A 25,207-nucleotide genomic window follows, 5' to 3' on the forward strand; every position below is an offset into this window, starting at 1 on the left:
CTACCGCCGCAGCTCGAACGTCGTCGTCCCGATCGTGATGGGCGTCCCCTCGGCGACGAGCACCGGGGCGGAGACCTTCTGACCGTTGACGAACGTGCCGTTGGTGGACTCGAGGTCGGTCACGACCCAGCCCTCGGCACGCAGATCGAGTCGGGCGTGGTTGGTGGACGTGTAGTCGTCGCGGATCACGACGTTGGACTCGCTGGACCGGCCGATCGTGATCGGACCGCCGCCGAGCGGCATCTCCATGCCCTCGCGCGACCCCTCGGTGATGACGAGACGGGTGGCGACGGGCGTGTTCGGCGCCGTGCTGCCGCCCTGGTTCAGGAGTTCGGTGAAGGCGCTCCCGGACGCCGACGCGGTGGCCGCGGTCGGGATCGACGGGGTGGTCGGGCCGGACGGACCCGCCTTCGGGTCGGTCGGGATGGTGCGCACGCGCTGCCCGAACAGGTCGCTCCGCAGGGCGAACACGATCACGAACACGAACAGCCACAGCACCGCGAGGAACGCGAAGCGCAGGACGAGCAGGGTCAGCCCCGTGGTCATCGAGCACCTCCGTCGTTGTCCGGGATCACCCGGAACACCATACGGGTACGACCGATCTCGATGGTGGAGTCCGGCTCCACGATCGCCTGCTGGAAGCGCTCGCCGTTCAGCTTCGAGCCGTTCGTGGACCCGAGGTCGTTCGCCTGGGCGTGCTTGCCGTCCCAGATCACCTCGACGTGCTTCCGGCTCGTCCCGGTGTCGGCGACCGTGATGTCGGCGTCCGACCCGCGTCCGATGACGGTGCGGCCCCGGTGGAGCTTGTGGCGCTGCGAACCGATGTCGAGCACGGCCACCCAGGCGAGGTCGCGCTGCACGGTCGAGGAGTCGATCTGCAGGATGCCGGTGGAGAGCGTGCCGTCCTGCTTGAGGGTGATCGACACCGGTCCGGAGAACGAGTAGTTCTGCGCGACCGCGTGCTGCTGCACCATCTGGCGGAGCTCGTCGATGAGCGGCTGGCCGATGTCCGTCATGCGCGTGCAGTCCGGCGGCGAGAGGCGCACGGTGAACTCGTTGGGCACGAGGATCCGCTCGCGGGAGACCACGGCGGCCTTCGTGTCGAGTTCGCGCCGGAGGGCGCTCGAGATCTCGACGGGCTGCACGCCGGAGCGGAAGGTCTTGGCGAACGCGCCGTTCACGGCACGCTCCAACCCTCGCTCGAAGCTGTCCAACAGGCCCATCGGTCTCCAGTGTTCTCGGTCACGGACCTCTGCATGGTAGTGGTTGGCGCCTGGCACCGTCTGTGCATGGTAGTGTTCTGGGGCTGGCGCGAGTGGCGGAATTGGTAGACGCGCACGGTTCAGGTCCGTGTGCTGGAAACGGCGTGGGGGTTCAAGTCCCCCCTCGCGCACCAGGCGAACGAGAGGCCCCCGGAGTGATCCGGGGGCCTCTCGCGTTCCGCCCGCGCCTTCGACACGTCGGCCGCGGCGCAGCCCCTCACCCGGCCTGGAGGCACGGCTCGGCCCCGCGGCGTCGGTCGCGTCTGCCGCGGCGCACCGTCGGCCCGACCGGGCCGCGCGTCAGGCGCTCGCCCGCCACACCACCTCGGTCGGCAGGACGAGCCCGTGCGGACCCTCGTCGTCGGTGCCGGCGATCTGGGCGAGGACCTGCCGGGCCGCCTGTTCCCCGAGGGTCTTCGCCGGCTGCCGGACGGTCGACAGCGGCGGGTCGCACCGGAGCGCCCAAGCGCTGTCGTCGAACCCGACGACCCCGATGTCCCGCGGCACCGAGCGGCCGGTCCGGTGGAGCACGTCCATCGCTCCGGCGGCGACGGCGTCGGAGGCGGCGAACACCCCGTCGACGTCGGGTGCCCGGTCGAGCAGCTCGCGCATCCCCTCGACCCCGGCGGTGTAGCTGAACAGGGGGTTCCCCGCGACGAGCGCGGGGTCGAAGCGGTCACCGAGCGCCTCGGTGAAGCCGGCGAGGCGGTCCTGGCCGGAGTCACGGTCGAGCCCGGAGGCGAGCATCCCGATCCGCTGCCGACCGGTCTCGACGAGACGACTCGTGATGGCGAAGGCCGCTGCGCGGTTGTCGATGCCGATCCACGACGTGTTCGCGGCGTCCGTCGGGTGGCCGACGAAGCACGCCGGGAGCCCCATCTCCTCGATCGCCCGGGTCACCGCGTCGCCGTCCCGGGCGGACAGCACGATGGCGCCGTCCACGAACCCGCCCCGGAGGTACTCGACGACGCGCTCGTCGTCGCGCGCCGAGTCGACCATGATCGTCACGAGCTGCTGGTCGGCCTCGGACAGCACGGCGTTCGTGCCGATGAGGATGTTGCCGATGTTGGGGTCGTCGAGCACCTGGACGGACGGTTCGTGCACGATGAGCGCGACCGCACCGGAGCGTCGCGTGACGAGGCTGCGGGCCGCGGCGCTCCGGACGTAGCCGACGCGGCGCACGGCTTCCTGCACGGCTTCGCGGGCCTTCGGGGAGACGTACGGTTCGTCGTTGAGCACCCGGGAGACCGTGCCGCGGGAGAGCCCCGCCTCGTCCGCGACGTCCTGGATCGTGGCGCGGGAGCGGGCGGTACGGACGTCGGACATGCGGCCACTGTAGCCGTCGGGCAGCGGCATCCCTCCACACCGGGCTTGACAACGGCCGTCGGACGGCGTTGACTCTGGGAGCGCTCCCAGACAGCTCCGGCCCCGCTCGGCTCGAGCAGACTGGGAGCGCTCCCAGAACACTGGGCTGCCTTCATCGTCGAAGGGTCTTCGGACGCAGACGGTGGCCGCCGCCCGCGACGGACGAGGACATCGACGTGACCACCACCCTCCCGGCCCCCGCCAGCACGGCGCTCGGCCTCGGCTCGACCGGCCTGGCGTTCGGGTGCGACTACAACCCCGAGCAGTGGGACCCCGAGGTCTGGGTCGAGGACGTCCGGCTCATGCGCGAGGCCGGCGTGAACCTCGTCGCGATCAACGTCTTCGGCTGGTCGCACGTCGAGCCGCGCCAGGGCGAGTACGACTTCGCCGCGCTCGACCGCGTGGTCGAGCTGCTGCACGACGCCGGCATCGGGATCGACCTCGGGACCGGCACCGCCTCCACCCCGCCGTGGCTCACGACCGCACACCCCGAGGTGCTGCCCGTGGTCGCGGACGGCACCACCCGGTGGCCCGGCGGCCGCCAGGCGTTCTGCCCGAGCTCCCCGGTCTACCGCGAGCACGCCCTCGCGCTCGTCCGCGCCACCGCCGAGCGCTACGGGGACCACCCGGCGGTCAAGCTCTGGCACGTCTCGAACGAGCTCGGCTGCCACAACGCGCACTGCTACTGCGACGTCTCGGCCGAGGCGTTCCGCGGCTGGCTCCGGGCCCGCTACGGCACCGTCGAGGAGCTCAACGCCGCCTGGGGCACCGCGTTCTGGAGCCAGCGCTACTCCGCGTGGGAGCAGGTCCTCCCGCCCCGCGCCACGCTGTCGTCCACGAACCCCGGCCAGACGCTCGACTTCGACCGGTTCTCGTCCGACGAGCTGCTCGCCCACCACCGCGCCGAGGCGGCGGTCCTGCGCAGCCTGAGCGACAAGCCCGTGACGACGAACTTCATGGTCGCCGCGCACATCACCGCGATGGACTACTGGACGTGGACCGGCGACATGGACGTCATCGCCAACGACCACTACCTCGACCACCGCCTGCCCCGGCCGCACGTCGAGCTCGCCTTCGCCGCCGACACCACGCGGGGCCTCGCCGGCGGCGCTCCGTGGCTCCTCATGGAGCACTCGACCGGCGCCGTGAACTGGCAGCCGCACAACGTCGCGAAGGCACCGGGGGAGATGCTCCGGAACACCGCGGCGCACATCGCCCGCGGTGCCGACGGCGTCTGCTTCTTCCAGTGGCGCGCGTCCGTGCAGGGCAGCGAGAAGTTCCACTCCGCGCTCCTCCCGCACGCCGGCACGGCGTCCCGGACCTGGCGCGACGTCGTCGAGCTCGGCGCACTCGTCGAGCGCCTCGGTGAACTGCGCGGCTCCCGCGTCGCCGCGGACGTCGCGCTCGTCTTCAGCTGGGAGAACCAGTGGGCGGCCGACCTGGAGGCGCACCCCACCACCGCGCTCCGCTACCTCGAGCAGGTCCACGCGTTCCACGGCGCGCTGTGGGACCTCGGCGTCACGGTCGACGTCGTGGCGCCCGGCGCGCCGCTCGACGGCTACGCCGTGGTGCTCGTCCCCGAGCTGTACCTCGTGCGTGACGAGCACGCCGCCGTCGTCGCGGACCACGTCGCCGCCGGTGGCCGGGCGGTCGTCACGTGCTTCAGCGGCATCGTCGACGAGCGCGACCGGGTGCGGACCGGCGGCTACCCCGGCGCCTTCCGCGACCTCCTCGGCGTCCGGGTCGACGAGTTCCTCCCGCTCGCCGCCGGTGGCGAGATCGCCCTGTCCGACGGGTCCGCGGGCACCGTCTGGAGCGAGCCCGTGGCCCTGCACGGTGCCACCAGCGTGCTCGACTACGCCGCCGGCCAGCTCGCGGGTCAGCCGGCCGTCACGCGGAACGACCACGGCGCCGGCGCCGCCTGGTACGTCTCCACGGTCCTCGCTGCCGACACCCTCCGCACCCTGCTCGGCGACGTCCTGGCCGAGGCCGGGGTCACGCCGGACGCTGCCGCACGGCCCGGGCTCGAGGTCGTCCGCCGCCGCGACGACCAGCACGAGTGGGTGTTCCTGCTCAACCACACGGACCAGCCCGTCCAGCACCACGAGGCGGGCCACGAGCTCGTCGCCGACCACGCCGTCGCCGGCACCACCACCATCGCCCCCGGTGGCACCCAGATCATCCGCACGGACAGGAAGCGTTCATGACCACCACAGCCCAGCGACCCCGGGTCGCACGACGTCGGCCCGGCGGGGGCTTCCGGTACCGCCGCGCGATCGCGGTCTTCATCGTGCCGTTCGCCGTGCTCTTCACCGCGTTCTACCTCGTGCCGATCCTCTACGCGGTGTGGGAGTCGCTGCAGAAGATCGAGCGTCAGGGCACGTTCGGCGCACCCACGCAGGTGTTCGGCGGGCTCAGCCAGTACGTGCTCGTGTTCCAGAACAGCGAGTTCTGGGGCTCCGTGCTCCGCGTGCTGCTGTTCGGCATCGTCCAGGTGCCGGTGATGCTGCTCCTCGCCCTGGTGTTCGCCCTGCTGCTCGACTCCCCGCTCCTGCGCGGCAAGCGCTTCTTCCGCCTGGCGTTCTTCGCGCCCTACGCCGTGCCCGGCGTCATCGCCGCGATCATGTGGGGCTACCTCTACGCGCCGAACCTCTCGCCGTTCTCGGCGGTCACGAGCCGGTTCGACCTGCTCGGTGGCGGCACGGTGCTGTGGGCCGTCGCGAACGTGGTCACGTGGGTCTACGTCGGCTACAACATGCTGATCATCTACTCGTCGCTCCTCGCGATCCCGACCGAGATCTACGAGGCGGCGAAGCTCGACGGCGCCTCGCAGCTGCGCATCGCCCTGTCGGTCAAGATCCCGATGGTGATCCCGGCGATCGTCCTGACCGCCGTGTTCTCGATCATCGGCACCCTGCAGCTCCTCACCGAGCCGACGGTCTTCCGCCAGTTCACGTCGACCATCTCGTCGACCTTCACGCCGAACATGCTCGTCTACTCGACGTCGTCGGTCCCGAACTTCAACCTCGCCGCGGCGTTCTCGGTCGTCCTCGCCGTCGCCACGTTCGTCCTGTCGATCGGGTTCCTCCGACTGACCCAGCGGAAGGAAGCCCAGTGACCGTCAACGCCCCCAGCCGACGCGACCTCGCGGGGGAGGCGGGCCGACCGCTCGAGCCGAACCGCGCCTCCCGGCCGCACCAGCGCGGAGCGCGGGGACCGCGCGAGAGCGTCATCTCCCGCTCCGCAGCCATGCTCGTCATGGGTGTCTTCACCGTCTACTTCCTGCTGCCGATCTTCTGGCTGCTGGTGTCGTCGACGAAGACCGCGACGAACTTCAACACGACGTTCGCCCTGTGGTTCAGCGCGTCCTCGCTGCAGGACGTCGTGACGAACCTCGGCCAGCTGTTCACCTACCAGGGCGGCATCTACCTGCGGTGGATGGCGAACAGCATCGCGTACGCGGCCGTCGCCGGCCTGATCGGCACCGTGCTGTCCGCGATGTGCGGGTACGCCCTCGCCAAGTACCGGTTCCGTGGTCGCGAGGCCCTCTTCAACCTGTTCCTCGGCGGTGTCCTCGTGCCCGCCACCGCGCTGGCCCTGCCCCTGTTCCTCATCTTCAGCCAGGTGGACCTGACCGACACGTTCTGGTCGGTGTTCCTGCCGAGCATCGTCAGCCCGTTCGGCGTGTACCTGTCCCGCCTGTTCGCGGCGTCGAGCGTGCCGGACGAGATCATCGAGGCCGCGCGCATCGACGGCTCGGGCGAGGTCCGCACGTTCTTCACCGTGGCCGTGCGGCTCATGTCGCCCGCGCTCGTGACCATCTTCCTGTTCCAGTTCGTCGCCATCTGGAACAACTTCTTCCTGCCGCTCGTGATGCTCCGCGACTCGTCCCTGTTCCCGGTCACGCTCGGCCTCTACACGTGGAACTCGAACGTGAGCCAGTACCCGGACCTCCGGACCCTCGTGCTCATCGGGTCGTTCCTCTCGATCATCCCGCTGCTCATCGCGTTCCTCTCCCTCCAGCGCTTCTGGCGGTCCGGCCTCGGTGCCGGCGGCCTGAAGTAGCCACCGACCCTCCTGACGCACCACCTCTCACTCCCGAACGGAAACAGCATGAAGACAACGAAGTTCCTCAGCGTCGCCGCCGTGGCGGTCGCCGCGACCGTGGCCCTCGCCGGCTGCAGCGCCGGCGGCAGCGGCTCCGGTGGCGGTTCCGACCCCGCGGCTGCGAGCTGCAAGCCGTCGAGCGGCAAGGTCACGCTCGACTTCACCACCTGGGTCCCGAACATGGACAAGGTCGTGGCGATCTGGAACAAGGAGAACCCGGACATCCAGGTCAAGGTCTCCATCGTCGCCAGCGGCAACAGCGGCACCTACCAGAACTTCTTCAACCAGCTCAAGGCGAAGCAGGCCCCGGACATCGGGCAGGTCGAGTACGACTCGCTGCCAGCGTTCCGCGTGCAGGACGGCCTCGAGGACATCGGCGCGTGCGCCGGCGTCGCGGACGCGAAGAAGGACTTCTCCGAGGGTCTCTGGAACCAGGTGACGTTCGGCGACTCGAAGTCGGTCTACGCGATCCCGCAGGACTCCGGCCCCATGGCGCTCTACTACCGGAAGGACCTCTTCGAGAAGGCCGGTCTGTCCGTGCCGAAGACCTGGGACGAGTACGCCCAGGACGCCGTGAAGATCAAGGCACTCGGTGGCAACATCACCAACTTCGCCAAGGGCGACGTCAACCAGTTCGCCGGGCTCGTCTCGCAGGCCGGCGGGCAGTGGTTCTCGAACTCCGGCTCCGACTGGACCGTCAACCTGACCGACGGCGCGTCGAAGAAGGTCGCGAACTACTGGCAGGACCTCATCGACAAGAAGCTCGTCAACACGCTGCCGAGCTTCTCCGACCAGTGGAACAGCGCCTACGACAAGGGGCAGGACTGGACCTGGGTCTCCGCCGTCTGGGGTGCGAACACCATCTCGAGCGGTGCGCCGTCGACCTCCGGCAAGTGGGCCGTCGCGCCGATGCCGCAGTGGACCTCGGGTGAGACGAAGTCCGCCGCCTGGGGTGGTTCGTCCAACGTCGTCTTCAGCGGGAGCAAGCACCCGGCCGAGGCGTCGAAGTTCCTGGTGTGGCTGAACACGTCGAAGGAGGCGCTCGCCGCCCTCAACAAGCAGGCCAACCTCTACCCCGCGTCCACCACCGGCGCCGACCTCCCCGCACTGACCGAGGGCCTGCCGTTCTACGGCGACCAGAAGATCTACGAGGAGTTCGCCACCGCCGCGGAGAACATCCAGCCGTTCACCTGGGGTCCGACGATGACCCAGACGTACTCGGACATCTCGGACGGGTTCGGCCAGGCGGCGTCCGGACAGGGCACGCTCCTCGAGGCGCTCGAGTCGGGGCAGTCCAAGACGGTCGCGGCGCTGAAGGCGCAGTCGATCCCGGTCAAGGGCTGACGCGCTGACGCGCTGACGGACGGGAGGCACGGTGCCAGCTGGCACCGTGCCTCCCGTCCGTTCTGTGGTCCCGTCACGCGCTGCGCCGCGCGGCTGCGGCTGCGGTGCTTCGCAGCGCTGCTTCCGGCTCCGTGCGAGGTTGTGCGCACCGTGCGAGGGGAATGCCCTGCCACCGTGTGCGGAACCTCGCACCGTGCACGACGCCGTGCCCACTGCGGTGGCGTCAGCCGATCCGATCGAGGTCCGGCTGCCACCCCCGGCGCGTGATCTGCGCCGACCAGAGCGCCCGGCCCGACCGGTCGGACGTCTCGGCGTCGAGCTCGATGCCGTCCACCCTCCGGTCGACGGTGATCGGGAGTCGCGCCGTCGCCCCGCACGGGACGTCCCGCTCCGCGAGGGCCTCCCCGGGGTGCAGGTCGTCGCCCTCACCGTCCTTCGTCGAAGTGAAGGCACGGACGCTGATCCGCACGGTCGCAGTGGATCGACAGACGGCGAGCACATCGTACGATCCCGGCGACACCGAGGACAGCGCGGCTCCGGCGAAAGCGCGTCCGTCGTCGCCGACCGTGAGCCGGCCACCGGCACCGCCCTGGCCGTGCGCATCGCTCAGGGCGGACGACATGCGGTCGAGCCACGCCTGGCCGTAATGGTCCGGCGCCGGATCGTGCTGCGAGCAGCCCGTGAGCAGGAGTGCGGTGGCTACGACGGTCCCCACGAGAGCGATGCGGGCGGGGACGCTTGTCAGCACGTCCCGAGCATGCCCGTCGTCGAACCCGTACCGCAACGCCCCGTCCGGGGCCGTCGCAGCTTCCGCGACCTCAGCCCAGCGGGTCGTCCTCGTGGACCTCGAAGGCCTCCAGCCGGGGGTCGCCGAGGATCGCCTCGACGAGGGCCCGTGATCCGGCGACCATCGTCGAGTCGAGGTCGATCTCCGTCGCCATCGCCCACGCACGGTCTCCGGGCCACAGCAGCTGTGGCGTGTGCCGCAGCGGGTGGCCGTCACCGACCGTCGCCCGATCGGTCCAGGTCGGGTCGGCGAGCTCCGAGGCGTTCGTCGCGAAGCAGATGAGGTCTCGCCCTGGCCACTGCAGGCGCGGCCCGGCGAGCGCGGCCACGAGGGCGTCCTGCTCGGCGCGGCGCCGGTCGGCGTCCGCCTGTATCGCGACACGCTCGGCGTGCGTCGGCCCCGGTTCGTCGTCGGACCGCTGCCAGCCGACGACCAGCATCCCACTGCCGTCGAGGTCGCCCCACCCGTCCCAGATCCCGGCGACGAGGTCGTCGGGCGTCGACGTGGCTGCCGCCAGGTGACCGATGAGGACCGCGAGCACGGACGGGTCGAGCCAGCCCTCCTGCGGGGGTTCAGCACGCCAGCCGTCCGGGAAGGGAAGGTCCGACTCGTCGTCCAGGCCCGTCAGTCGGTCCCAGCGCGTCCGCGCGTCGACGGTGCCGCCCGTGCGCGCCGCGACGTCGGCCCAGCGCCACGTCGCCGTCTCGAGCACGGGATGCTCGCCCCACCGATCGGTGGTGCTCCGGTCGTCGCGGTGCGCGGTCACCGGGTGGAGCACCCGCGCGCACGCGGTGAAGCCCGTGCCGACGACGCCCCCGATCGTCGACCACGCACCGGCCCGCCGGACGAGCCAGTCGCCGCGGCGGACGTCGGTGAGGAGTTCCACGCCGCGAGCGTAGCCGTCCGGTGCGGCTCCCCGCGCGCTGCGGCTCCCTACTCGGTGCGAGGTTGTGCGCACCGTGCGGGGCGAAGGCCCTGCCACCGTGCGTCGAACCTCGCACCGAGTGCGCGGCGGGCACGAGCGCGGGTCAGGCGTCCGGGCCAGGTGCGTCGAGCGCGCGCGGGTCGAGGCCGACGGCGCGGGCGATCGTGTCGCGCACGAGGCCTTCACGCGTGGGGCGGTCGAGGTAGTCGACGAGGGCGTACCCGTTCGTGGCGTCGACGAGGGCGAACAGCAGCCGGCCGATCCCCGCCGGGTCCTCGGTCCGCATGACACCAGCGTCGACGCCGTCCGCGACGACCCCCGTTGCGAGGCGCTGCCAGTCGTCCATGACGTCCCGCGCGGCAGTGGCGAGGACCTCGTTCGTCCGACCCAGGCTCCACGCGTCGGCCCAGAGCACCGCCACGTCGTCGCGCGCCGGGTCCGCGATCGCGGCGAGCAGCACGGACAGTCGTTCGACCGGGTCGGCCCGGCGCTCCACGAGCCGACGGATCTCCGCGACCTCGGCCTCGGCGATCGCGCGGAAGGTGTCACCGACCAGGACGTCCATCGACGGACGGTAGTGCGCGACGAGGGACGGTGCGACGCCGACGGCCGCGGCCACCCCCCGCAGCGTGACCGCGGCGAGCCCGTCCGCGCGTGCGACCGCCGCGGCCCCGGCGGTGATCTGCGCCTCGCGCTCGGCGGGCCCGAGGCGCCGGCGGGCGGGTGGGGTCGGCACGGGCACAGCCTAGAGGGCGGTCGCGCCCGGGCCGCCGTCGACGACGAAGGCGGCCCAGAGGTCGGCTCGGGTGGCGAACGCGGAGAGGTCCCGCTCGAGCAGGCGTCCGGCGTGCTCGACCCGGGCGCGGGCGGTGTGCCGGTGCACGCCGAGGGCCTGGGCGGTGCGGTCGTACTCGCAGTTCTGCTCCAGCCAGGTGCGGACCGTCCGGGTGAGCTCGGTGCCGGCGGCCCGGTCGTGGTCGAGCAGCGGGGCGAGGAACGCACGGGCGACTGCCCCCGCGTCGACGTCGACGTGCGCGAGGTGGGCGAGCACCCCCTCACGGGCGAGGTCGCCGAACTCGGTGGTGCCGGGACGGCCCTCACGTCGACGGTCGAGCGCCTGCACCGCCTCGGTCCGCGCCCGGCCGAAGTACCGGTACGTCGCGCCGTCCGAGAGCCCGGCGTGCAGGTCGAAGCGCGCGACGAGCTCGTCGACGACCCCGGTGTCCTCGGCGCCGATGCAGAGGAAGACGGCGTCGTCCACGGCGAAGAAGAGCCGCCCGGGACGGTCCTGGACCCACAGTTCGAGCAGGTCCACGACGGTGTCGAGGTCGTGGTCGGGCACCTCGACCGCGGCGATCCGGACGGGCTCCTCGGGCAGCGGCCCCCACACCTCGCGCGAGGTCGAGTCGACGACGGCCGGGTCGCCGACCGAGAGCATCGTCAGGAGTCCGGTGCGGAGGAGTCCGCGGGCCCGGGCGAGCTCGCGGTTCTGCTGCAGTGCGAGTCCGGCGAGTGCGATGACGGCCGTGACGACCTCGCGGCCGGCCCGGTCGAGCGCGCCCCCGTTCGCGATCGCGAGGACGCCGCTGAGGTGTCCACCGCTGCCGAGGGTCTGCAGGGTGTACCCGGTGCGGTGCTCAGTCGTGACCGGCAGGCTGGCCCGCTGTCCTGCGCGCAGGAGCCGCAACGCCTCGGACCGGAGCACGTCGAGGTCGGCCTCGGGGACCGCGCCGTCGGGGTGCCCGCGGTCGAGCCGGCCGGAGAGGTCGAACAGCCCGACCCAGCCGTCGAGTTGCCGCGAGAGCTCGGCGATCGTCGCGCCCAGCCCGTCCGGACGCATCGCCGCGAGCGAGATCGCCCGCTGGGCCGAGAGCGCCCAGGCGTTCCGGGCGTTCGCCTCGCGGGACACGGCGTCCGCGTTCGCCTGCGCGACCGCGATGAACGACGTCTCGTAGGGCACCTCGAAGAGCGGCAGCCCGTGGACGCCGCACGCGTCGACGAGGGACGCCGGGGTGCCGGCACGGACGACCTCGGTCCCGAAGCCGAGTGCCACCACCCCGCGACGCCGGAGTCGTGCGACGTAGGCCTCGGCGACGGTCGCGCTCACCTCGTCCTCGTCGAACTGGGTGCCGGTCGTGAGCAGTCCCTGGCCGTCGGCGAGGAACGGCGTCGGGTCCTCGAGGTCGGAGCTGTGCAGCCAGGACAGCGGGGCGTCGAGCGCGTCGGCGTCGTCCCGGGTCAGCAGCCGGAGGTGCAGGTCGGCGCGGTGGAGCAGGGAGCGCAGCGTCGCGGGCATGCACGGACTCTATCCGCTGTGGCGATCCGGAGCAGGGCTGCTGTACGTGAGGGACAGTGGGGGTCGGGGTGGTCGGCTCCTACGATCGCCGCATGACCTCCACCGTCGCCCCCTCGACCAGCGCCGCCACGGGTGGCCCCTCGCTGCCGCAGGAGCGGCGGCTCGTCACCGAGGTGCCGGGCCCGCGCTCCCGCGCGCTGCTGGAACGGAAGGCCGCAGCGGTCGCCGCCGGCGTCGGCGTCGCGGTGCCGGTCGCGGTCGTCGCGGCCGGGGGCGGGGTCGTCGTCGACGCGGACGGCAACTCGCTCGTCGACCTCGGCTCTGGCATCGCCGTGACGAGCGTCGGCAACGCGCACCCCCGCGTGGTCGAGGCCGTGCAGCAGCAGGTCGCCGCCTTCACGCACACGTGCTTCACGATCGCCGCGTACGACGGGTACGTCGAGGTCGCCGAGGCCCTCAACCGCCTCACCCCGGGCGACCACGCGAAGAAGACCGCCCTGTTCAACTCCGGCGCCGAAGCCGTCGAGAACGCGGTCAAGATCGCCCGGAAGCACACCGGCAAGCAGGCCGTCGTCGTGTTCGACCACGCGTACCACGGCCGCACCAACCTCACGATGGCGCTCACGGCGAAGAACCAGCCGTACAAGAACGGCTTCGGGCCGTTCGCCCCCGAGGTCTACCGCGTGCCGATGTCGTACCCGTACCGCGACGGCGGGCTGTCCGGCGCCGAGGCCGCCAAGCGTGCGATCACCCAGATCGAGAAGCAGGTCGGCGCCGAGAACACCGCCGCCGTGCTCATCGAGCCGATCCAGGGCGAGGGCGGGTTCGTCGTCCCGGCGCCCGGGTTCCTGGCCGCGCTCTCGGCGTGGGCCACCGCGAACGACGTCGTCTTCATCGCCGACGAGGTCCAGACCGGCTTCGCCCGCACCGGCGCGATGTTCGCGAGCGAGCACGAGGGCATCGTCCCCGACCTCGTCACCACTGCGAAGGGCATGGCCGGCGGGATGCCGCTGTCCGCCGTGACCGGTCGCGCCGAGATCATGGACTCCGCGCACGTCGGCGGCCTCGGCGGCACGTACGGCGGCAACCCCGTCGCCTGTGCCGCAGCGCTCGCCGCCATCGACGCGTTCGAGCACGACGGCCTCGTCGAGCGGGCGGCCGCGATCGGCGACCTGCTGCTCGGACGCCTCCGCGCCGCGCAGGCCGAGGACCCGCGCATCGGCGACGTCCGCGGTCGCGGCGCCATGGTCGCGGTCGAGCTCGTCGACCCCGCGACCGGCGAACCCGATGCCGCACTCACCGGGCGTGTGGTCAAGTACGCGTACGAGCACGGCGTCATCGCCCTCACCGCGGGGACGTACGGCAACGTCCTCCGCTTCCTCCCCCCGCTCGCGATCGACGACGCCCTCCTCGGCGAAGGCCTGGACGTCGTCCTGGAAGGACTCGCCGCAGCATGACCGACACCCAGACCGACCACAGCGCGACCGACACGCAGCAGGCCACCCGCACCGCCGCCGAACGCGCGCTCCTCGCGAAGGTCCCCACGGGCCTCCTGGTCGACGGCACCTGGCAGCCGGCGGCCGACGGCGCGACGTTCCCCGTCGTCGACCCGTCGACCGGCGAGACGCTCCTCGAGATCGCCGACGCAACCCCCGAGGACGGTGTCCGAGCCCTCGACGCCGCCGCAGCAGCCCAGCAGGCGTGGGCGACCACCCCGCCGCGGCAGCGTGCCGAGGTGCTCCGGAAGGCGTTCGACCTGCTCCAGGAGCGCCGGGCGGACTTCGCGCTCCTCATGACGCTCGAGATGGGCAAGCCCCTCGCCGAGGCGAACGGCGAGGTCACCTACGGCGGCGAGTTCCTCCGCTGGTTCTCCGAGGAGGCCGTCCGGATCGGCGGCTCCTACGGCACCAACCCCGAGGGATCCGGTCGGGCGATCGTGACGCACAAGCCCGTCGGGCCGACCTTCCTCATCACGCCGTGGAACTTCCCGCTCGCGATGGCGACGCGCAAGATCGCCCCGGCGCTCGCCGCCGGGTGCACCGCGGTCGTGAAGCCGGCCGAGCTCACCCCGCTCACGACCCTGCTGTTCGCGGACCTCCTGCTCGAGGCCGGGGTGCCCGCCGGGGTCGTGAACGTCGTCCCGACGAGCCACGCGGGAGCGCTCTCCGAACCGATCATCAGCGACCCCCGACTCCGGAAGCTGTCGTTCACGGGGTCGACCCCGGTGGGCCGGACGCTCCTCGCGCAGGCCGCGCAGAACGTCCTCCGGACCAGCATGGAGCTCGGCGGCAACGCCCCGTTCGTCGTGTTCGAGGACGCCGACCTCGACCTCGCGGTCGAGGGCGCCCTCGCGGCGAAGTTCCGCAACACCGGACAGGCCTGCACCGCGGCGAACCGGTTCATCGTGCAGGAGTCGGTTGCCGAGGAGTTCGCCCGGCGGCTCACCGAGCGCGTCGAGGCGATGACCGTCGGCCGCGGGACCGAGGACGGCGTGACGATCGGCCCGCTCATCGACCAGCGGGCGGTCGACAAGGCGCACCGGCTCGTCACCGACGCGCTCGACCGGGGTGCCACTCTCCGCACCGGCGGGCAGCCCGTCGACGGCCCCGGGACGTTCTACGCGCCCACGGTGATCACCGACGTGCAGCCCGGCAGCGACCTGCTCCGCGACGAGATCTTCGGACCGGTCCTCGCGATCCGCACGTTCGCGACCGAGGACGAGGCCGTCGCCGCCGCGAACGACACCGAGTACGGCCTCGTCGGGTACGCGTTCACCGAGGACCCCGCCCGCGGCCAGCGCCTCATGGAACGGCTCGAGACCGGCATGCTCGGACTGAACACCGGCATCGTGTCGAACGCGTCCGCGCCGTTCGGCGGCGTCAAGCAGTCCGGCCTCGGGCGCGAGGGCGGCGGCGAGGGCCTGCACGAGTACCTCGAGACCATGTACACGCTGACGCCCGACCCCTTCGGGCGCACGAAGGGAGCGCAGCGATGACGATCGAGAAGGACGTCGTCGTCATCGGGGCCGGCGTGACCGGACTGATCGCGGCGAACCGCCTGGTCGCCGAGGGCCACACCGTCGCCGTGCTCGAGGCCCGTGACCGGGTCGGCGGGCGCACCTGGACGAACGACATCGAGGGCGTCACGCTCGAGATCGGCGGCCAGTGGGTCTCCCCGGACCAGACCGCGCTGCTCGAGACCCTCGACGAGCTCGGCCTCGAGACCTACGACCGGTACCGGGAGGGCTCGAGCGTCTACATCGACCAGCACGGCTCGCGCACGGAGTACACGGGCGACATCTTCCCGCTGCCCGAGGCGACCGCGACCGAGATCGAGCGGCTCGTCGCCGTCGTGGACGAGTACGTCGCGAAGGTCGATCCCGACCGTCCGTGGGAGACCCCGGACGCCGCGGCGCTCGACGAGCTCTCCTTCCGCGAGTGGCTCCGTCGGCTGAGCGACGACCGGGTCGCGACCGAGAACGTCGAGCTGTTCATCGCCGGCGCCATGCTGACCAAGCCCGCCCACACGTTCTCGGCGCTGCAGGCGCTCCTCATGGCGGCGTCCGCCGGGAGCTTCTCGAACCTCGTCGACGCCGACTTCATCCTCGACAAGCGCGTCGTCGGCGGCATGCAGCAGGTCTCCGAGCGACTCGCGGCGAAGCTCGGCGACGACGTCCACCTGAACGCTCCGGTCCGCACGCTGCGCTGGGACGACGAGGGCGTGGTCGCGATCGCCGACGGCGGGGTCGAGGTCCGTGCCCGGCAGGCACTCGTGGCCGTGCCGCCGCCCCTCTACTCGCGGATCTCCTACGAGCCGCCGCTGCCCCGGCGTCAGCACCAGCTCCACCAGCACCTGTCGATGGGCTTCGTGATCAAGGTCCACGCCGTGTACGACCGGCCGTTCTGGCGGGGTGCGGGACTCTCCGGCACCGCGTTCAGCCCGTACGAGCTCGTGCACGAGGCGTACGACAACTCGATGCACGGCTCCGAGCAGGGCACCCTCGTCGGGTTCGTCTCCGACCAGCACGCGGACGACGTCTTCGCGCTGTCGGCCGAGGACCGCAAGGCCCGCGTGCTCGACTCCCTCGCGCACTTCTACGGTGACGAGGCCCGCCGCCCGGTCGTCTACTACGAGAGCGACTGGGGCACCGAGGAGTGGACCCGCGGCGCCTACGCCGCGAGCTTCGACCTCGGCGGACTCGTCCGGTACGGCGCCGACCAGCGCGCTGCGGTCGGGCCGCTGCGGTTCGCGTCGAGCGACCTCGCCGGGCACGGGTACCAGCACGTGGACGGGGCGGTGCGGATCGGTCGCGAGGTGGCCGCCGAGATCCTCGCGGACCTGCCGCAGCCGGCGGTGCGGTAGACGGGACCGGACGACCGCCTGGAGGCGCGGTGCCGGCCCGCACCGCGCCTCCAGGCCTCTTCCTGGTCGCCTGGGTGGGTGCGACGCTCGCTGCGCGTACCGTCCCGGCCATGAGCGACACCACGAGCAGCCAGCCGTCCGACGCGGAGCGCGAGTACACCGAGGACCTGCCGGACGGTTCGCCGTCGGGCAACGCCACCGAGGACCCGTCGCAGGACAGCGACCACGACTCGGGCGGCGAGCCCGCGGAGCCCGCGGCGGACTAGTCCGTCACTCGCTCGCGCGGACGGGCTCGCCGGTCTCCGGGTCCCAGCCGACCACGCGCGGCTGCTGCGCCTTCGGAGCGCGCGGGGGCCGCGGCGGGAACCAGGCGCGCGCCGGCGGGAGGTACGGGAGCACCCCGGCGAGGGCCGCGGCCACCCGCTCGGCGGTGGTCAGGCCGTACGGCGGGACGACGGCGCCGAGCAGCCCGAGCGCGGCGAGCACCGCCAGCCAGAACCGTGCGCGGCCGGAGCCCCGTGCCAGTCGGACAGCGCCGAAGACGACGAACCCGATGAGTCCGAACCCGACGACGTACACCACGACGAACCACGGGCCGTACAGTGCAGCGGTCCGGCCGATCATCAGGGCCTGTCCGACGAGCTGGACGGCGCACACGACGAGCCAGAGGACGACGGCAGCGGTCACGAGGGCGGGACGGGAGCGCCGAGCACCGGTGGTCATGAGCCGATCCTAGAGCCGTGCGTCCGGGATGCCGAGGACCCGCACGGCAGCGCTCCGGGCCGCCGCGGCCCAGGGACGTCCGGGGTCCGCCTGCGCGCTCGCCATCGCGCCGTCGTAGAGCAAGCAGAGTTGGAGTGCGGTCGCCTCCGGCCCGGGGTCGCCGGCTTCGGTGAGGAGAGACTCGAACAGCCCGCGCACCCATTCCCGGTGCTCGAGGGTGACCTCGTGCGTCGGGTGTCCGGCGCCGTACTCGGCTTCGACGTTGATGAACGGGCACCCGCGGTAGCCGGGCTCGTCGAACCACTCGCCGAGCAGGTCGAACACGGCCAGCACGCGCTCGGCCGGCGTCGAGCCGCGCCCGGGGAGCTCGCGCGCGACGTGCTCCTGCCAGGACGCGCTCCGACCGCGGAGGTACCCGAGCACGAGGTCGTCCTTCGTGCGGAAGTGCGTGTACAGGCTCGCCTTCGAGATGTCGGCCTCGGCCGCGACCTGGTCGACCCCGACGGCGTGGATGCCCTGCTCGTAGAACAGCCGGTCGGCGGTCGCGACGGCCCGCTCGTACGCAGGGCGCCGTCGCGGGCGGGAGGCGGGTGCGTCGGACATGGTTTGACTTTACTGCACCGATCTGTACAGTTACCAGCGCAACGCTAACCGTACCGATCTGTTCAGTCAGGAATCGCCATGACCACCACCACCGCACTCGTCACCGGATCCACCAGCGGCATCGGCCGCGCCACCGCCGAACTCCTCGCCGCCCGCGGCGTGCACGTCGTCGTCTCCGGGCGGAACGCCGAGCGCGGCGCCGCGGTCGTCGACGGCATCCGAGCCGCCGGCGGCACCGCGGACTTCGTCGCAGCCGACCTGCGTGACGCCTCGAGCGCCCGCGGACTCGCCGCCGAGGCCCTGCGCATCGGCGGGGGCCGGGTCGACGTCCTCGTCAACAGCGCGGGCATCTTCCCGTTCGGCGCAACGGCCGACACCACCGAGGAGGGGTTCGACGAGGTCTTCGACATCAACGTGAAGGCGCCGTACTTCCTCGTCGCCGCGCTCGCGCCGGGGATGGCCGAGCGCGGGACGGGTGCCGTCGTGAACGTCACGACGATGGTCGCCGAGTTCGGCGCCGCCGGCATGGGCCTCTACGGCTCGACCAAGGCGGCACTCGTCCTCCTCACGAAGTCCTGGGCGGCGGAGTTCGGTCCGTCCGGCGTCCGCGTGAACGCCGTGAGCCCCGGCCCGACCCGGACCGAGGGGACCGCTGCGATGGGCGAGGCACTCGACCAGCTCGCCGCTGCCGGCCCCGCCGGACGGCCGGGCACGGCCGAGGAGGTCGCCGAGGCGATCGTCTTCCTCGCGACCGATGCGGCGTCCTTCGTGCACGGCGCGGTCCTGCCCGTCGACGGTGGCCGGATCGCGGTCTGACGCGGCCCAGCACCGGACGGGAGGCGCGGGGCGGGCCCGCACCGCGCCTCCCGCCCGCACCGCCCCGCCGGGGCGCACCGTCAGCCGGGGTACGCACCTCGGCGCAGGTCCCAGCGTCCGACCGGTACAAGGACGACATGACCACTTCCTCCCGGACCCCGCTCGGCGTGACGCTCGTCGACGGCGGCGCGAACGTCGCACTCTTCTCCAGCACCGCCGAGCGCGTCGAGTTCTGCCGCTTCGACGAGGACGGCACCGAACACCGCACCGAGCTCCGGAACCGCACCGGCTACACCTTCCACGACGTCGTCCCGGACGTCACCGTCGGCACCCGCTACGGCTTCCGCGTCCACGGCGTTTGGGACCCGGCGAACGGCCTGCGGCACAACCCGGCGAAGCTGCTGCTCGACCCCTACGCCATCGCCGTGGACGGCTCCTACGAGTGGGGGCAGGCGCTCTTCGGGCACGACATGGAGCACCCGGACCAGCGCGACGACACCGACTCGGCGGGCGCGATGCCGAAGTCCGTCGTCGCGGACCGTGACTTCGACTGGGGCGGCGACACCCGACCGGCGACCCCGCTCACCGACACCGTCGTGTACGAGGTCCACGTCAAGGGCTTCACGAAACAGCACCCCGACGTGCCCGAGGAGATCCGCGGCACCTACGCCGGCCTCGCCCACCCCGCCGCGATCAAGCACCTGACGGACCTCGGCGTCACCGCCGTCGAACTCCTGCCTACGCACCAGTTCGTCCAGGACTCGACGCTCGCCGACAAGGGCCTGCGCAACTACTGGGGCTACAACAGCATCGGCTTCTTCGCCCCGCACGACGAGTACTCGTCCTCGGGCACCGCCGGGCAGCAGGTCGCCGAGTTCAAGGAGACGGTCAAGGCCCTGCACGCCGCCGGGCTCGAGGTCATCATGGACGTCGTCTACAACCACACCGCCGAGGGCAACCACATGGGCCCGACGCTGTCGTTCAAGGGCATCGACAACCAGGCCTACTACCGGCTGGTCGAGGGCGACGAGGCGAACTACTTCGACACCACCGGCACCGGCAACAGCCTCAACGTGTCGCACCCGTCCGCGCTCGGGCTCATCACCGACTCGCTCCGCTACTGGGTCGAGGAGATGCACGTCGACGGCTTCCGCTTCGACCTCGCCACCACGCTCACCCGCCAGGACGGCGAGGCCGAGAAGCACTCCGCGTTCCTCGACATCATCCACCAGGACCCGGTGCTCCGTGAGGTGAAGATGATCGCCGAGCCGTGGGACACCGCGGGGTACCAGGTGGGCGGCTTCCCGGCCGACTGGTCCGAGTGGAACGGCAAGTACCGCGATGACCTGCGCTCGTTCTGGCGCGGGGACGAGGGCACCCTCGGCGACGCCGTGCAGCGCACCCTCGGCTCCCCCGACGTCTACGAGGGCTCCCGGCGCTCCCCGCTCTGCTCGGTGAACTTCGTCACCGCACACGACGGCTTCACGCTGGCCGACCTGACGATGTACGCCGAGAAGCACAACGAGGCGAACGGCGAGGACAACAACGACGGCGAGAGCAACAACACCTCGTTCAACGGCGGCATCGAGGGCCCGACCGACGACGGCACGGTGAACGACTACCGCGACCGCCAGCGCCGGAACTTCCTCGGCACGCTCCTGCTGTCGGCCGGTGTCCCGATGATCCTCGGCGGTGACGAGATCGCACGCTCGCAGGGCGGCAACAACAACGCCTACTGTCAGGACGACGAGATCTCCTGGTTCGACTGGGCCGCGGCCGACCAGGACCTCCTCGCGTTCACGACGGCGGCGATCGCGTTCCGTCGCGAGCACCCGGCGCTCCGGCCGGAGTGGTACCGGACCGCGCCCGGGGACTCGGAGTCGACCGTGCAGGTGCTCCGTGCCGACGCGCAGGGCTTCGAGGACACCGACTGGGCCGACGGTGGGAACCGCGCCGTGACGCTCGTGCTCACGCAGGGCGACGACACGGTCGCGGTGCTGCTGAACGCCTCGGAGACGACGGTGGAGTTCACGCTGCCGGAGAAGCCGGGCGGGGGCAGCTGGTCGCTCGGGCTGTCCAGCGACCAGGAGCAGGCGGTCGGCGGCGACGCCGCGTCCGTGCTGGTGCGGGACGCGTCGTTCACGGCGTTGGTCTAGACGGCAGGACGGACGGGAGGCGCGGTGCCAGCCGGCACCGCGCCTCCCGTCTCTCTGCGCCCGAAGCGTCCCTCTGCTCAAGGTGCGGAGGTCGAGCGTCGGCAGGTGCCACGAGGAGCGACCGGGGGTGGTTGGCGAACCACCCATCCCATGTCCACTATGTTAACGGTGGAATGTCAGCATGGCGCTGGCGGGGAGGAGATCATGTTCACCAAGGGGTTCATCACGGCGATCGCGGCCGTCGGGGGCGCGGTCCTGGTCGGTGCCGTCATGGCCACACCGGCGAATGCCGTGTCCGGAACGTCACACGGAGTGGGACACCCTGGGCGATCCGTAGAGGAAGCGGCAGACCCGTCCGGATCAGGCGCGACGGCGCGGGGTGGCTTTGCGTCCCGGCCGGTCGGCTCCTTCTCGTGGAGTTGGAAGGGCGCGACCATCAATGTGCCAGCAGGGTGCTTCTTGAACCTGTCCGTCCGCGGCAGTGGCTTGAGTCTGACCGGAACGACAGCAGGTGTCGACTGCATCGGGCCAGCGGCGATCATCCCGGGCATGTTCTGCAACTGGAGTGGGCGGTACCAGTTCAAGGACACGTCGAACCGTGTCTACGCGACAGAGACCACCGCAGTGCGATCCGGATGCGGCCAAGCGTCGTTCCACATCCCGGGCGCGAAGAAACGCACCATGCGGACGGGGAGTATCTGCCTGCAGTTCCGGAACAACGGTGTCGTCCGCGGCACGACCTGCATGGCGGTGTTCAAGTAGCAGGTGCGGGGCCGGTGCTGGCGGACGCGTCAGCTCCGCCCCCGCATCATGACAGAACGAGTCGCGATCAGCAGGGCGACGAACACCCCGGCGAGGACGCTTCCTTGCACGAGGGCGGAGAACCCGACGCTCAAGTCGCCGGCTCCGAACACGACGCATGCTGCGGTGATCGCCGACAGGCCGAACGATGCGGTGACGGTCTCGCGTCGAGCTCCGCACCGATCCGCTGTGACCCCGCACGCGAGCGACAGGATCGGGCTCACCGCGAGCACTGACAGCGACCCCGCGAACACGAACGCTCCCGCCACTGCGCCGATGAGGATCGTGATCGAGAGTGTCGCCCAGCGGCCGGCTTCCCACGGTGCTGCAGAGAGCCGTCGGACGCTGTTCCGAATCGTCAACGTGGCGGTGACGATGACGGACGTCGACACCAGGGCAATGCCGATTCCCCACCACGACGCAGCGCTCGACCCCGCCAGGGACAGCCCGAGCACCGCGAGTCCGATGATCTCCGGGCGGTACGGGGACGGGCCTCCTGCTCCTCGAGCTGCGAAAGCGCCTGGTGCCATGAAACGAAACATACCGGACATCAGGCCCGCAAGGCGACGGAAGACGGGAGGCGCGGTGCCAGCCGGCACCGCGCCTCCCGTCCGCTGCTGGTCCGGTCGGATCGTCAGCCGATGCGGATGAGCTTCTTGTTGACGAACTCGTCGGCCCCGAAGGGGCCGAGCTCCCGGCCGAAGCCGCTGGCCTTGACACCACCGAAGGGCAGCTCGGGGCTGTCCGCTCCGACGATGTTGACGTAGACCATGCCCGCCTCGATCCGATCCGCCACACGCAGCGCCTGCTCTGCATCGGTCGTGAACAGGTACGAGCCGAGGCCGAACGGGGTGTCGTTGGCGATCGCGATCGCGGCGTCCTCGTCGGCGACGCGGTGGACGGCGGCCACCGGGCCGAAGAACTCCTCGCGGTACGCGTCGTTGTCCGGGGTGACATCGGTGAGCACCGTCGGCGTGAAGGCGTTGCCGCGGCGCTCGCCGCCGGTGACGACGCTGGCGCCCTGGTCGACCGCGTGGCGGAGCTGCTCCTCGAGGCGGTCCGCCGCGGTCGGGGAGGAGAGCGGACCGAGCTCGGCGCCGGAGACGCTCGGGTCGGTCGGCTCGACGGCGGACATGGCGGCGGTGAACTTCGCGAGGAAGTCGTCGTACAGGTGGTCGGCCACGAGGAAGCGCTTCGCGGCGTTGCAGACCTGGCCGTTGCCCTCGAGGCGGGTGGCGACGGCGGACTCGACCACGGCGTCGAGGTCGTCGGTCGAGAGCAGGATGAACGGGTCCGACCCACCGAGCTCGAGCACGACCTTCGTGAGGTTGCGGCCGGCGATCTCGGCCACCGCGGCACCGGCGCGCGCGGAGCCGGTCAGCGAGACGCCCTGCACCCGCGGGTCGGCGATGACGTCGGCGACCTGGTCGTTCGTGGCGAAGACGTTCGTGTACGCCCCCGCGGGGAAGCCGGCGTCGTGGAAGACCGCCTCGATCGCGAGCGCGGACTCCGGGCACTGCGGCGCGTGCTTGAGCAGTACCGTGTTGCCGATCACGAGGTTCGGGCCGGCGAACCGGGCGATCTGGTACGCGGGGAAGTTCCACGGCATGATGCCGAGCAGCACGCCGACGGACGACTTCCGGACGAACGCGCTGCCCTCGCTGCCCTCGGCCAGGGTGATCGGCTGGTCCGCGAGGAACTCCTCCGCGTGGTCGGCGTAGTAGTCGTAGATGTCCGCGCAGAAGTCGACCTCGCCGTAGGCCTGGTCGATCGGCTTCGCCATCTCGCGGACGATCGTCGTCGCCAGGGCCTCCCGGCGTTCGCGGTAGAGCTCGGCGACGCGGTGCAGGAGCGCAGCCCGCTCGGCGACGGTGCTCGACCGACCCCAGGCGGCGTGCGTGTCGTCGGCCGTGGCGATCGCCTGCCGCAGCTCGTCGTCCGTGATCGTCGGGAAGGTGGCGAGGACCTCGCCGGACGCCGGGTCGGTGACCGCGTAGGTGGTGGCGGTGTCGTTCATCGTGTCTCCTGTCCGTGCTCGTCGGTGAGCTGCTTGTTGACGCCCGTGACGGGCTGGTTCTCGTCGAAGCCCTTCGGCTGCACCCGGAAGCCCTTCGTGATGACCAACAGGTACACGAAGCCGATCGCGGCCCAGACCCCGCCGGCGATGAGCGCGTCGGCGTGCAGCTGTGACCAGAGAACACCCGTCAGGAGCATCGCGACGCCCGGCAGCACGATGTACGTGACGCAGTCGCGGACGGTCCGGCGGCGGCCCTCACGCCATGCGAAGTGCACGATGACCGTGAGGTTGACGAAGGTGAAGGCGATGAGGGCGCCGAAGTTGATGTACGACGAGATGGTGTCGAGCGAGAACGTCATCGCGAGGAGGGTCACGGCGCCGACGATGACGATGTTCGGGATCGGCGTGCGGGTCTTCGGGCTGACGTAGCCGAAGACCTGTTTCGGCAGGACGTTGTTCCGTCCCATCACGAGCAGCATGCGGGCGACGCTCGCGTGCGAGGCCAGCCCGGACGCGAGGGCGGCGACGAACCCGGCGGCGACGAGGATCGCCTGGAACACCGGGCCGCCCACGAGCAGACCGATCTGGGGGAGCGGGTCGTCCGTGAACTCGCCGAAGGGCGCGTTGGTCGGGAAGCGGAGCTGCGCGAAGTACGAGGACACGAGGAAGATCAGTCCGCCGAGCAGGACGGTCATCAGGATCGCCTTCGGCATGATCTGGATGCTCTTGGCCTCTTCCGTGTACATCGTGACGGCGTCGAAGCCGATGAACGAGAAGCAGACGACGGTCGCACCGGTGAGGAGTGCCGTCATTGTGACGCCGTCGTGGACGAACGGCTCGGGACTCACGATCGTGCCGGCACCGGCGCCGCGGGTCAGCTCGATCACGGCGAAGACGACGAACGCGATCATCGCGAGGATCGCGCCGACGAGCAGCACCATGTTGAGGTTGGAGGTGCCGCGCATCGACAGGCAGATCACGGTGGTGACGAACAGCGTGTAGACCACGACAGTCACCCACGCCGGCAGTGCCGGGAAGACCTGCTCGAGGTAGAGCCGGATGATGAGCGCGTTCACCATCGGCAGCAGCAGGTAGTCGAGCAGCGATGCCCATCCGACCATGAAGCCGGCGTTCGGGTGGATCGACTCCCGCACGTACGTGTAGGCCGAACCGGCGGCGGGGTAGACGCGCACCATCTTCCCGTAGCTCACCGCCGTCAGGAGCATGATCACGAGCGCGACGAGGTACGCGCTCGGCACCGCACCGTTCGTCTCGTCGGACACGATGCCGAAGGTGTCGAACACGACGGTCGGGGTCATGTAGCCGAGGCCGAGCCCGACGATCGCCCAGAGGCCGAGGTTCCGCTTCAGGGACCCGCCCCGCGCGGTGGTGGGCGGCGCGGTGACCAGGGTGGGTGTTGCCAAGGGAGTTCCCTCCTGCTCGCGGCACTGCCGCGGGGCCGGGGCCGGGGCGACGGTGCCCCGGCCGGTGCGGGTACCGGCCGCCCGTCGGGTGGTCCGGTTCGCCGACGATACCGACGTCGAGGCACCCACCTGACTCGACGCCGAGTACACCGTGCTGACGGTGCTTGTACGTCATGTCGCTTGCTCGGAGGACGCCAGACGGTCGCTGTGAGCCGGATG

23 protein-coding genes and 1 tRNA gene are annotated in these 25,207 nt (G+C 71.3%); 12 read left to right on the forward strand and 12 right to left on the reverse strand.

Features of this window, described 5'->3' with window-relative positions:
• Together MON03_RS00105 and MON03_RS00110 are read right to left on the reverse strand one after the other, a co-directional pair.
• Window positions 1-546, reverse strand: coding sequence for an FHA domain-containing protein FhaB/FipA (locus MON03_RS00105; RefSeq protein WP_031272570.1), 546 nt, complete (start codon window positions 544-546; stop codon window positions 1-3).
• Window positions 543-1,223, reverse strand: coding sequence for an FHA domain-containing protein (locus tag MON03_RS00110; protein ID WP_175328970.1), 681 nt, complete (start codon window positions 1,221-1,223; stop codon window positions 543-545). The genes MON03_RS00105 and MON03_RS00110 overlap by 4 nt, the downstream gene beginning before the upstream one ends.
• A gap of 86 nt (window positions 1,224-1,309) precedes the next feature.
• Here MON03_RS00110 and MON03_RS00115 point away from each other — a divergent pair.
• Window positions 1,310-1,396 (forward strand) — tRNA-Leu (locus tag MON03_RS00115).
• Window positions 1,397-1,562: 166 nt separating this feature from the next.
• On the opposite strand, the gene MON03_RS00120 is transcribed toward MON03_RS00115, so the two are convergent.
• Window positions 1,563-2,588, reverse strand: coding sequence for a LacI family DNA-binding transcriptional regulator (locus MON03_RS00120; protein ID WP_242089743.1), 1,026 nt, complete (start codon window positions 2,586-2,588; stop codon window positions 1,563-1,565).
• Window positions 2,589-2,803: 215 nt separating this feature from the next.
• Between MON03_RS00120 and MON03_RS00125 the strand changes: the two genes are divergently transcribed.
• Genes MON03_RS00125 through MON03_RS00140 form a run of 4 tightly spaced genes read left to right on the forward strand, consistent with a single transcriptional unit; the run spans window position 2,804 to window position 8,078 of the window.
• Window positions 2,804-4,834: a beta-galactosidase gene (locus MON03_RS00125; protein WP_242089745.1), complete on the forward strand. Its 2,031-nt coding sequence runs from the start codon at window positions 2,804-2,806 to the stop codon at window positions 4,832-4,834.
• A complete protein-coding gene (locus MON03_RS00130) occupies window positions 4,831-5,745 on the forward strand; it encodes a carbohydrate ABC transporter permease (protein WP_022902984.1) in 915 nt (304 codons plus the stop codon). Before MON03_RS00125 ends, MON03_RS00130 begins: the two co-directional genes overlap by 4 nt.
• Window positions 5,742-6,692, forward strand: a complete 951-nt coding sequence (locus tag MON03_RS00135) for a carbohydrate ABC transporter permease (protein WP_022902983.1) — start codon at window positions 5,742-5,744, stop codon at window positions 6,690-6,692. The genes MON03_RS00130 and MON03_RS00135 overlap by 4 nt, the downstream gene beginning before the upstream one ends.
• Before the next feature lie 48 nt (window positions 6,693-6,740).
• Window positions 6,741-8,078 (forward strand): ABC transporter substrate-binding protein, encoded by a 1,338-nt coding sequence (locus MON03_RS00140; RefSeq protein WP_242089746.1) that lies wholly within the window; start codon window positions 6,741-6,743, stop codon window positions 8,076-8,078.
• A 223-nt stretch (window positions 8,079-8,301) separates the two neighbouring features.
• Here the strand turns inward: MON03_RS00140 and MON03_RS00145 are convergent, their stop codons facing one another.
• From MON03_RS00145 to MON03_RS00160, 4 genes are all read right to left on the reverse strand, one after another.
• Complete coding sequence (locus tag MON03_RS00145; RefSeq protein ID WP_148286098.1) at window positions 8,302-8,793, reverse strand: hypothetical protein; 492 nt, start codon at window positions 8,791-8,793, stop codon at window positions 8,302-8,304.
• Between the two features lie 103 nt (window positions 8,794-8,896).
• Entirely contained in the window at window positions 8,897-9,751 is an 855-nt protein-coding gene (locus MON03_RS00150; protein WP_242089748.1) for a hypothetical protein, read from the reverse strand.
• Between the two features lie 142 nt (window positions 9,752-9,893).
• Entirely contained in the window at window positions 9,894-10,526 is a 633-nt protein-coding gene (locus tag MON03_RS00155; protein ID WP_242089750.1) for a TetR/AcrR family transcriptional regulator, read from the reverse strand.
• Window positions 10,527-10,535: 9 nt separating this feature from the next.
• Window positions 10,536-12,086, reverse strand: a complete 1,551-nt coding sequence (locus MON03_RS00160) for a PucR family transcriptional regulator (RefSeq protein ID WP_242089752.1) — start codon at window positions 12,084-12,086, stop codon at window positions 10,536-10,538.
• A gap of 92 nt (window positions 12,087-12,178) precedes the next feature.
• Here MON03_RS00160 and gabT point away from each other — a divergent pair, with 92 nt between their 5' ends.
• From gabT to MON03_RS00180, 4 genes are all read left to right on the forward strand, one after another.
• A complete protein-coding gene (gene gabT, locus MON03_RS00165) occupies window positions 12,179-13,543 on the forward strand; it encodes a 4-aminobutyrate--2-oxoglutarate transaminase (protein ID WP_242089754.1) in 1,365 nt (454 codons plus the stop codon).
• On the forward strand, window positions 13,540-15,081 hold the full coding sequence (locus MON03_RS00170; protein ID WP_242089755.1) for an NAD-dependent succinate-semialdehyde dehydrogenase: 1,542 nt from the start codon (window positions 13,540-13,542) through the stop codon (window positions 15,079-15,081). Before gabT ends, MON03_RS00170 begins: the two co-directional genes overlap by 4 nt.
• Complete coding sequence (locus tag MON03_RS00175; protein ID WP_242089757.1) at window positions 15,078-16,448, forward strand: flavin monoamine oxidase family protein; 1,371 nt, start codon at window positions 15,078-15,080, stop codon at window positions 16,446-16,448. Before MON03_RS00170 ends, MON03_RS00175 begins: the two co-directional genes overlap by 4 nt.
• 110 nt (window positions 16,449-16,558) lie before the next feature.
• On the forward strand, window positions 16,559-16,714 hold the full coding sequence (locus MON03_RS00180; protein WP_242089759.1) for a hypothetical protein: 156 nt from the start codon (window positions 16,559-16,561) through the stop codon (window positions 16,712-16,714).
• Between the two features lie 4 nt (window positions 16,715-16,718).
• Here the strand turns inward: MON03_RS00180 and MON03_RS00185 are convergent, their stop codons facing one another.
• Window positions 16,719-17,171, reverse strand: coding sequence for a hypothetical protein (locus tag MON03_RS00185; protein WP_242089761.1), 453 nt, complete (start codon window positions 17,169-17,171; stop codon window positions 16,719-16,721).
• Window positions 17,172-17,180: 9 nt separating this feature from the next.
• On the reverse strand, window positions 17,181-17,774 hold the full coding sequence (locus tag MON03_RS00190) for a TetR/AcrR family transcriptional regulator (RefSeq protein WP_022904100.1): 594 nt from the start codon (window positions 17,772-17,774) through the stop codon (window positions 17,181-17,183).
• Between the two features lie 78 nt (window positions 17,775-17,852).
• On the opposite strand from MON03_RS00190, the gene MON03_RS00195 reads away from it, so the two are divergent.
• The 3 genes from MON03_RS00195 to MON03_RS00205 all read left to right on the forward strand — a co-directional run bounded on the left by MON03_RS00195 (window position 17,853) and on the right by MON03_RS00205 (window position 21,508).
• On the forward strand, window positions 17,853-18,590 hold the full coding sequence (locus MON03_RS00195) for an SDR family NAD(P)-dependent oxidoreductase (RefSeq protein WP_175327478.1): 738 nt from the start codon (window positions 17,853-17,855) through the stop codon (window positions 18,588-18,590).
• A gap of 137 nt (window positions 18,591-18,727) precedes the next feature.
• Complete coding sequence (gene glgX, locus MON03_RS00200; protein WP_242089763.1) at window positions 18,728-20,746, forward strand: glycogen debranching protein GlgX; 2,019 nt, start codon at window positions 18,728-18,730, stop codon at window positions 20,744-20,746.
• 204 nt (window positions 20,747-20,950) lie between these two features.
• Window positions 20,951-21,508: a hypothetical protein gene (locus MON03_RS00205; RefSeq protein ID WP_242089765.1), complete on the forward strand. Its 558-nt coding sequence runs from the start codon at window positions 20,951-20,953 to the stop codon at window positions 21,506-21,508.
• Window positions 21,509-21,537: 29 nt separating this feature from the next.
• Here MON03_RS00205 and MON03_RS00210 read toward each other — a convergent pair whose 3' ends face one another.
• The 3 genes from MON03_RS00210 to MON03_RS00220 form a co-directional block, all read right to left on the reverse strand.
• On the reverse strand, window positions 21,538-22,077 hold the full coding sequence (locus MON03_RS00210) for a hypothetical protein (protein WP_242089767.1): 540 nt from the start codon (window positions 22,075-22,077) through the stop codon (window positions 21,538-21,540).
• 104 nt (window positions 22,078-22,181) lie between these two features.
• Window positions 22,182-23,564: an NAD-dependent succinate-semialdehyde dehydrogenase gene (locus tag MON03_RS00215; protein WP_242089769.1), complete on the reverse strand. Its 1,383-nt coding sequence runs from the start codon at window positions 23,562-23,564 to the stop codon at window positions 22,182-22,184.
• Entirely contained in the window at window positions 23,561-24,988 is a 1,428-nt protein-coding gene (locus tag MON03_RS00220; RefSeq protein WP_242089771.1) for an APC family permease, read from the reverse strand. Before MON03_RS00220 ends, MON03_RS00215 begins: the two co-directional genes overlap by 4 nt.
• Window positions 24,989-25,207 lie beyond the last annotated feature (219 nt).

The organism is Curtobacterium sp. DN_7.5 (genome assembly GCF_022655355.1).
Taxonomy (GTDB): Bacteria; Actinomycetota; Actinomycetes; order Actinomycetales; family Microbacteriaceae; genus Curtobacterium; species Curtobacterium luteum.

Bases quoted from the DNA above. Each gene is read 5' to 3' on its own strand.
- MON03_RS00170 (WP_242089755.1), top strand. From the start codon at position 13,540: ATGACCGACACCCAGACCGACCACAGCGCGACCGACACGCAGCAGGCC.
- MON03_RS00105 (WP_031272570.1), bottom strand. From the start codon at position 546: ATGACCACGGGGCTGACCCTGCTCGTCCTGCGCTTCGCGTTCCTCGCG.
- MON03_RS00120 (WP_242089743.1), bottom strand. From the start codon at position 2,588: ATGTCCGACGTCCGTACCGCCCGCTCCCGCGCCACGATCCAGGACGTC.
- gabT (WP_242089754.1), top strand. From the start codon at position 12,179: ATGACCTCCACCGTCGCCCCCTCGACCAGCGCCGCCACGGGTGGCCCC.
- MON03_RS00110 (WP_175328970.1), bottom strand. From the start codon at position 1,223: ATGGGCCTGTTGGACAGCTTCGAGCGAGGGTTGGAGCGTGCCGTGAAC.
- MON03_RS00130 (WP_022902984.1), top strand. From the start codon at position 4,831: ATGACCACCACAGCCCAGCGACCCCGGGTCGCACGACGTCGGCCCGGC.
- MON03_RS00160 (WP_242089752.1), bottom strand. From the start codon at position 12,086: ATGCCCGCGACGCTGCGCTCCCTGCTCCACCGCGCCGACCTGCACCTC.
- MON03_RS00140 (WP_242089746.1), top strand. From the start codon at position 6,741: ATGAAGACAACGAAGTTCCTCAGCGTCGCCGCCGTGGCGGTCGCCGCG.
- glgX (WP_242089763.1), top strand. From the start codon at position 18,728: ATGACCACTTCCTCCCGGACCCCGCTCGGCGTGACGCTCGTCGACGGC.
- MON03_RS00185 (WP_242089761.1), bottom strand. From the start codon at position 17,171: ATGACCACCGGTGCTCGGCGCTCCCGTCCCGCCCTCGTGACCGCTGCC.
- MON03_RS00180 (WP_242089759.1), top strand. From the start codon at position 16,559: ATGAGCGACACCACGAGCAGCCAGCCGTCCGACGCGGAGCGCGAGTAC.
- MON03_RS00190 (WP_022904100.1), bottom strand. From the start codon at position 17,774: ATGTCCGACGCACCCGCCTCCCGCCCGCGACGGCGCCCTGCGTACGAG.
- MON03_RS00205 (WP_242089765.1), top strand. From the start codon at position 20,951: ATGTTCACCAAGGGGTTCATCACGGCGATCGCGGCCGTCGGGGGCGCG.
- MON03_RS00195 (WP_175327478.1), top strand. From the start codon at position 17,853: ATGACCACCACCACCGCACTCGTCACCGGATCCACCAGCGGCATCGGC.
- MON03_RS00215 (WP_242089769.1), bottom strand. From the start codon at position 23,564: ATGAACGACACCGCCACCACCTACGCGGTCACCGACCCGGCGTCCGGC.
- MON03_RS00210 (WP_242089767.1), bottom strand. From the start codon at position 22,077: ATGGCACCAGGCGCTTTCGCAGCTCGAGGAGCAGGAGGCCCGTCCCCG.
- MON03_RS00175 (WP_242089757.1), top strand. From the start codon at position 15,078: ATGACGATCGAGAAGGACGTCGTCGTCATCGGGGCCGGCGTGACCGGA.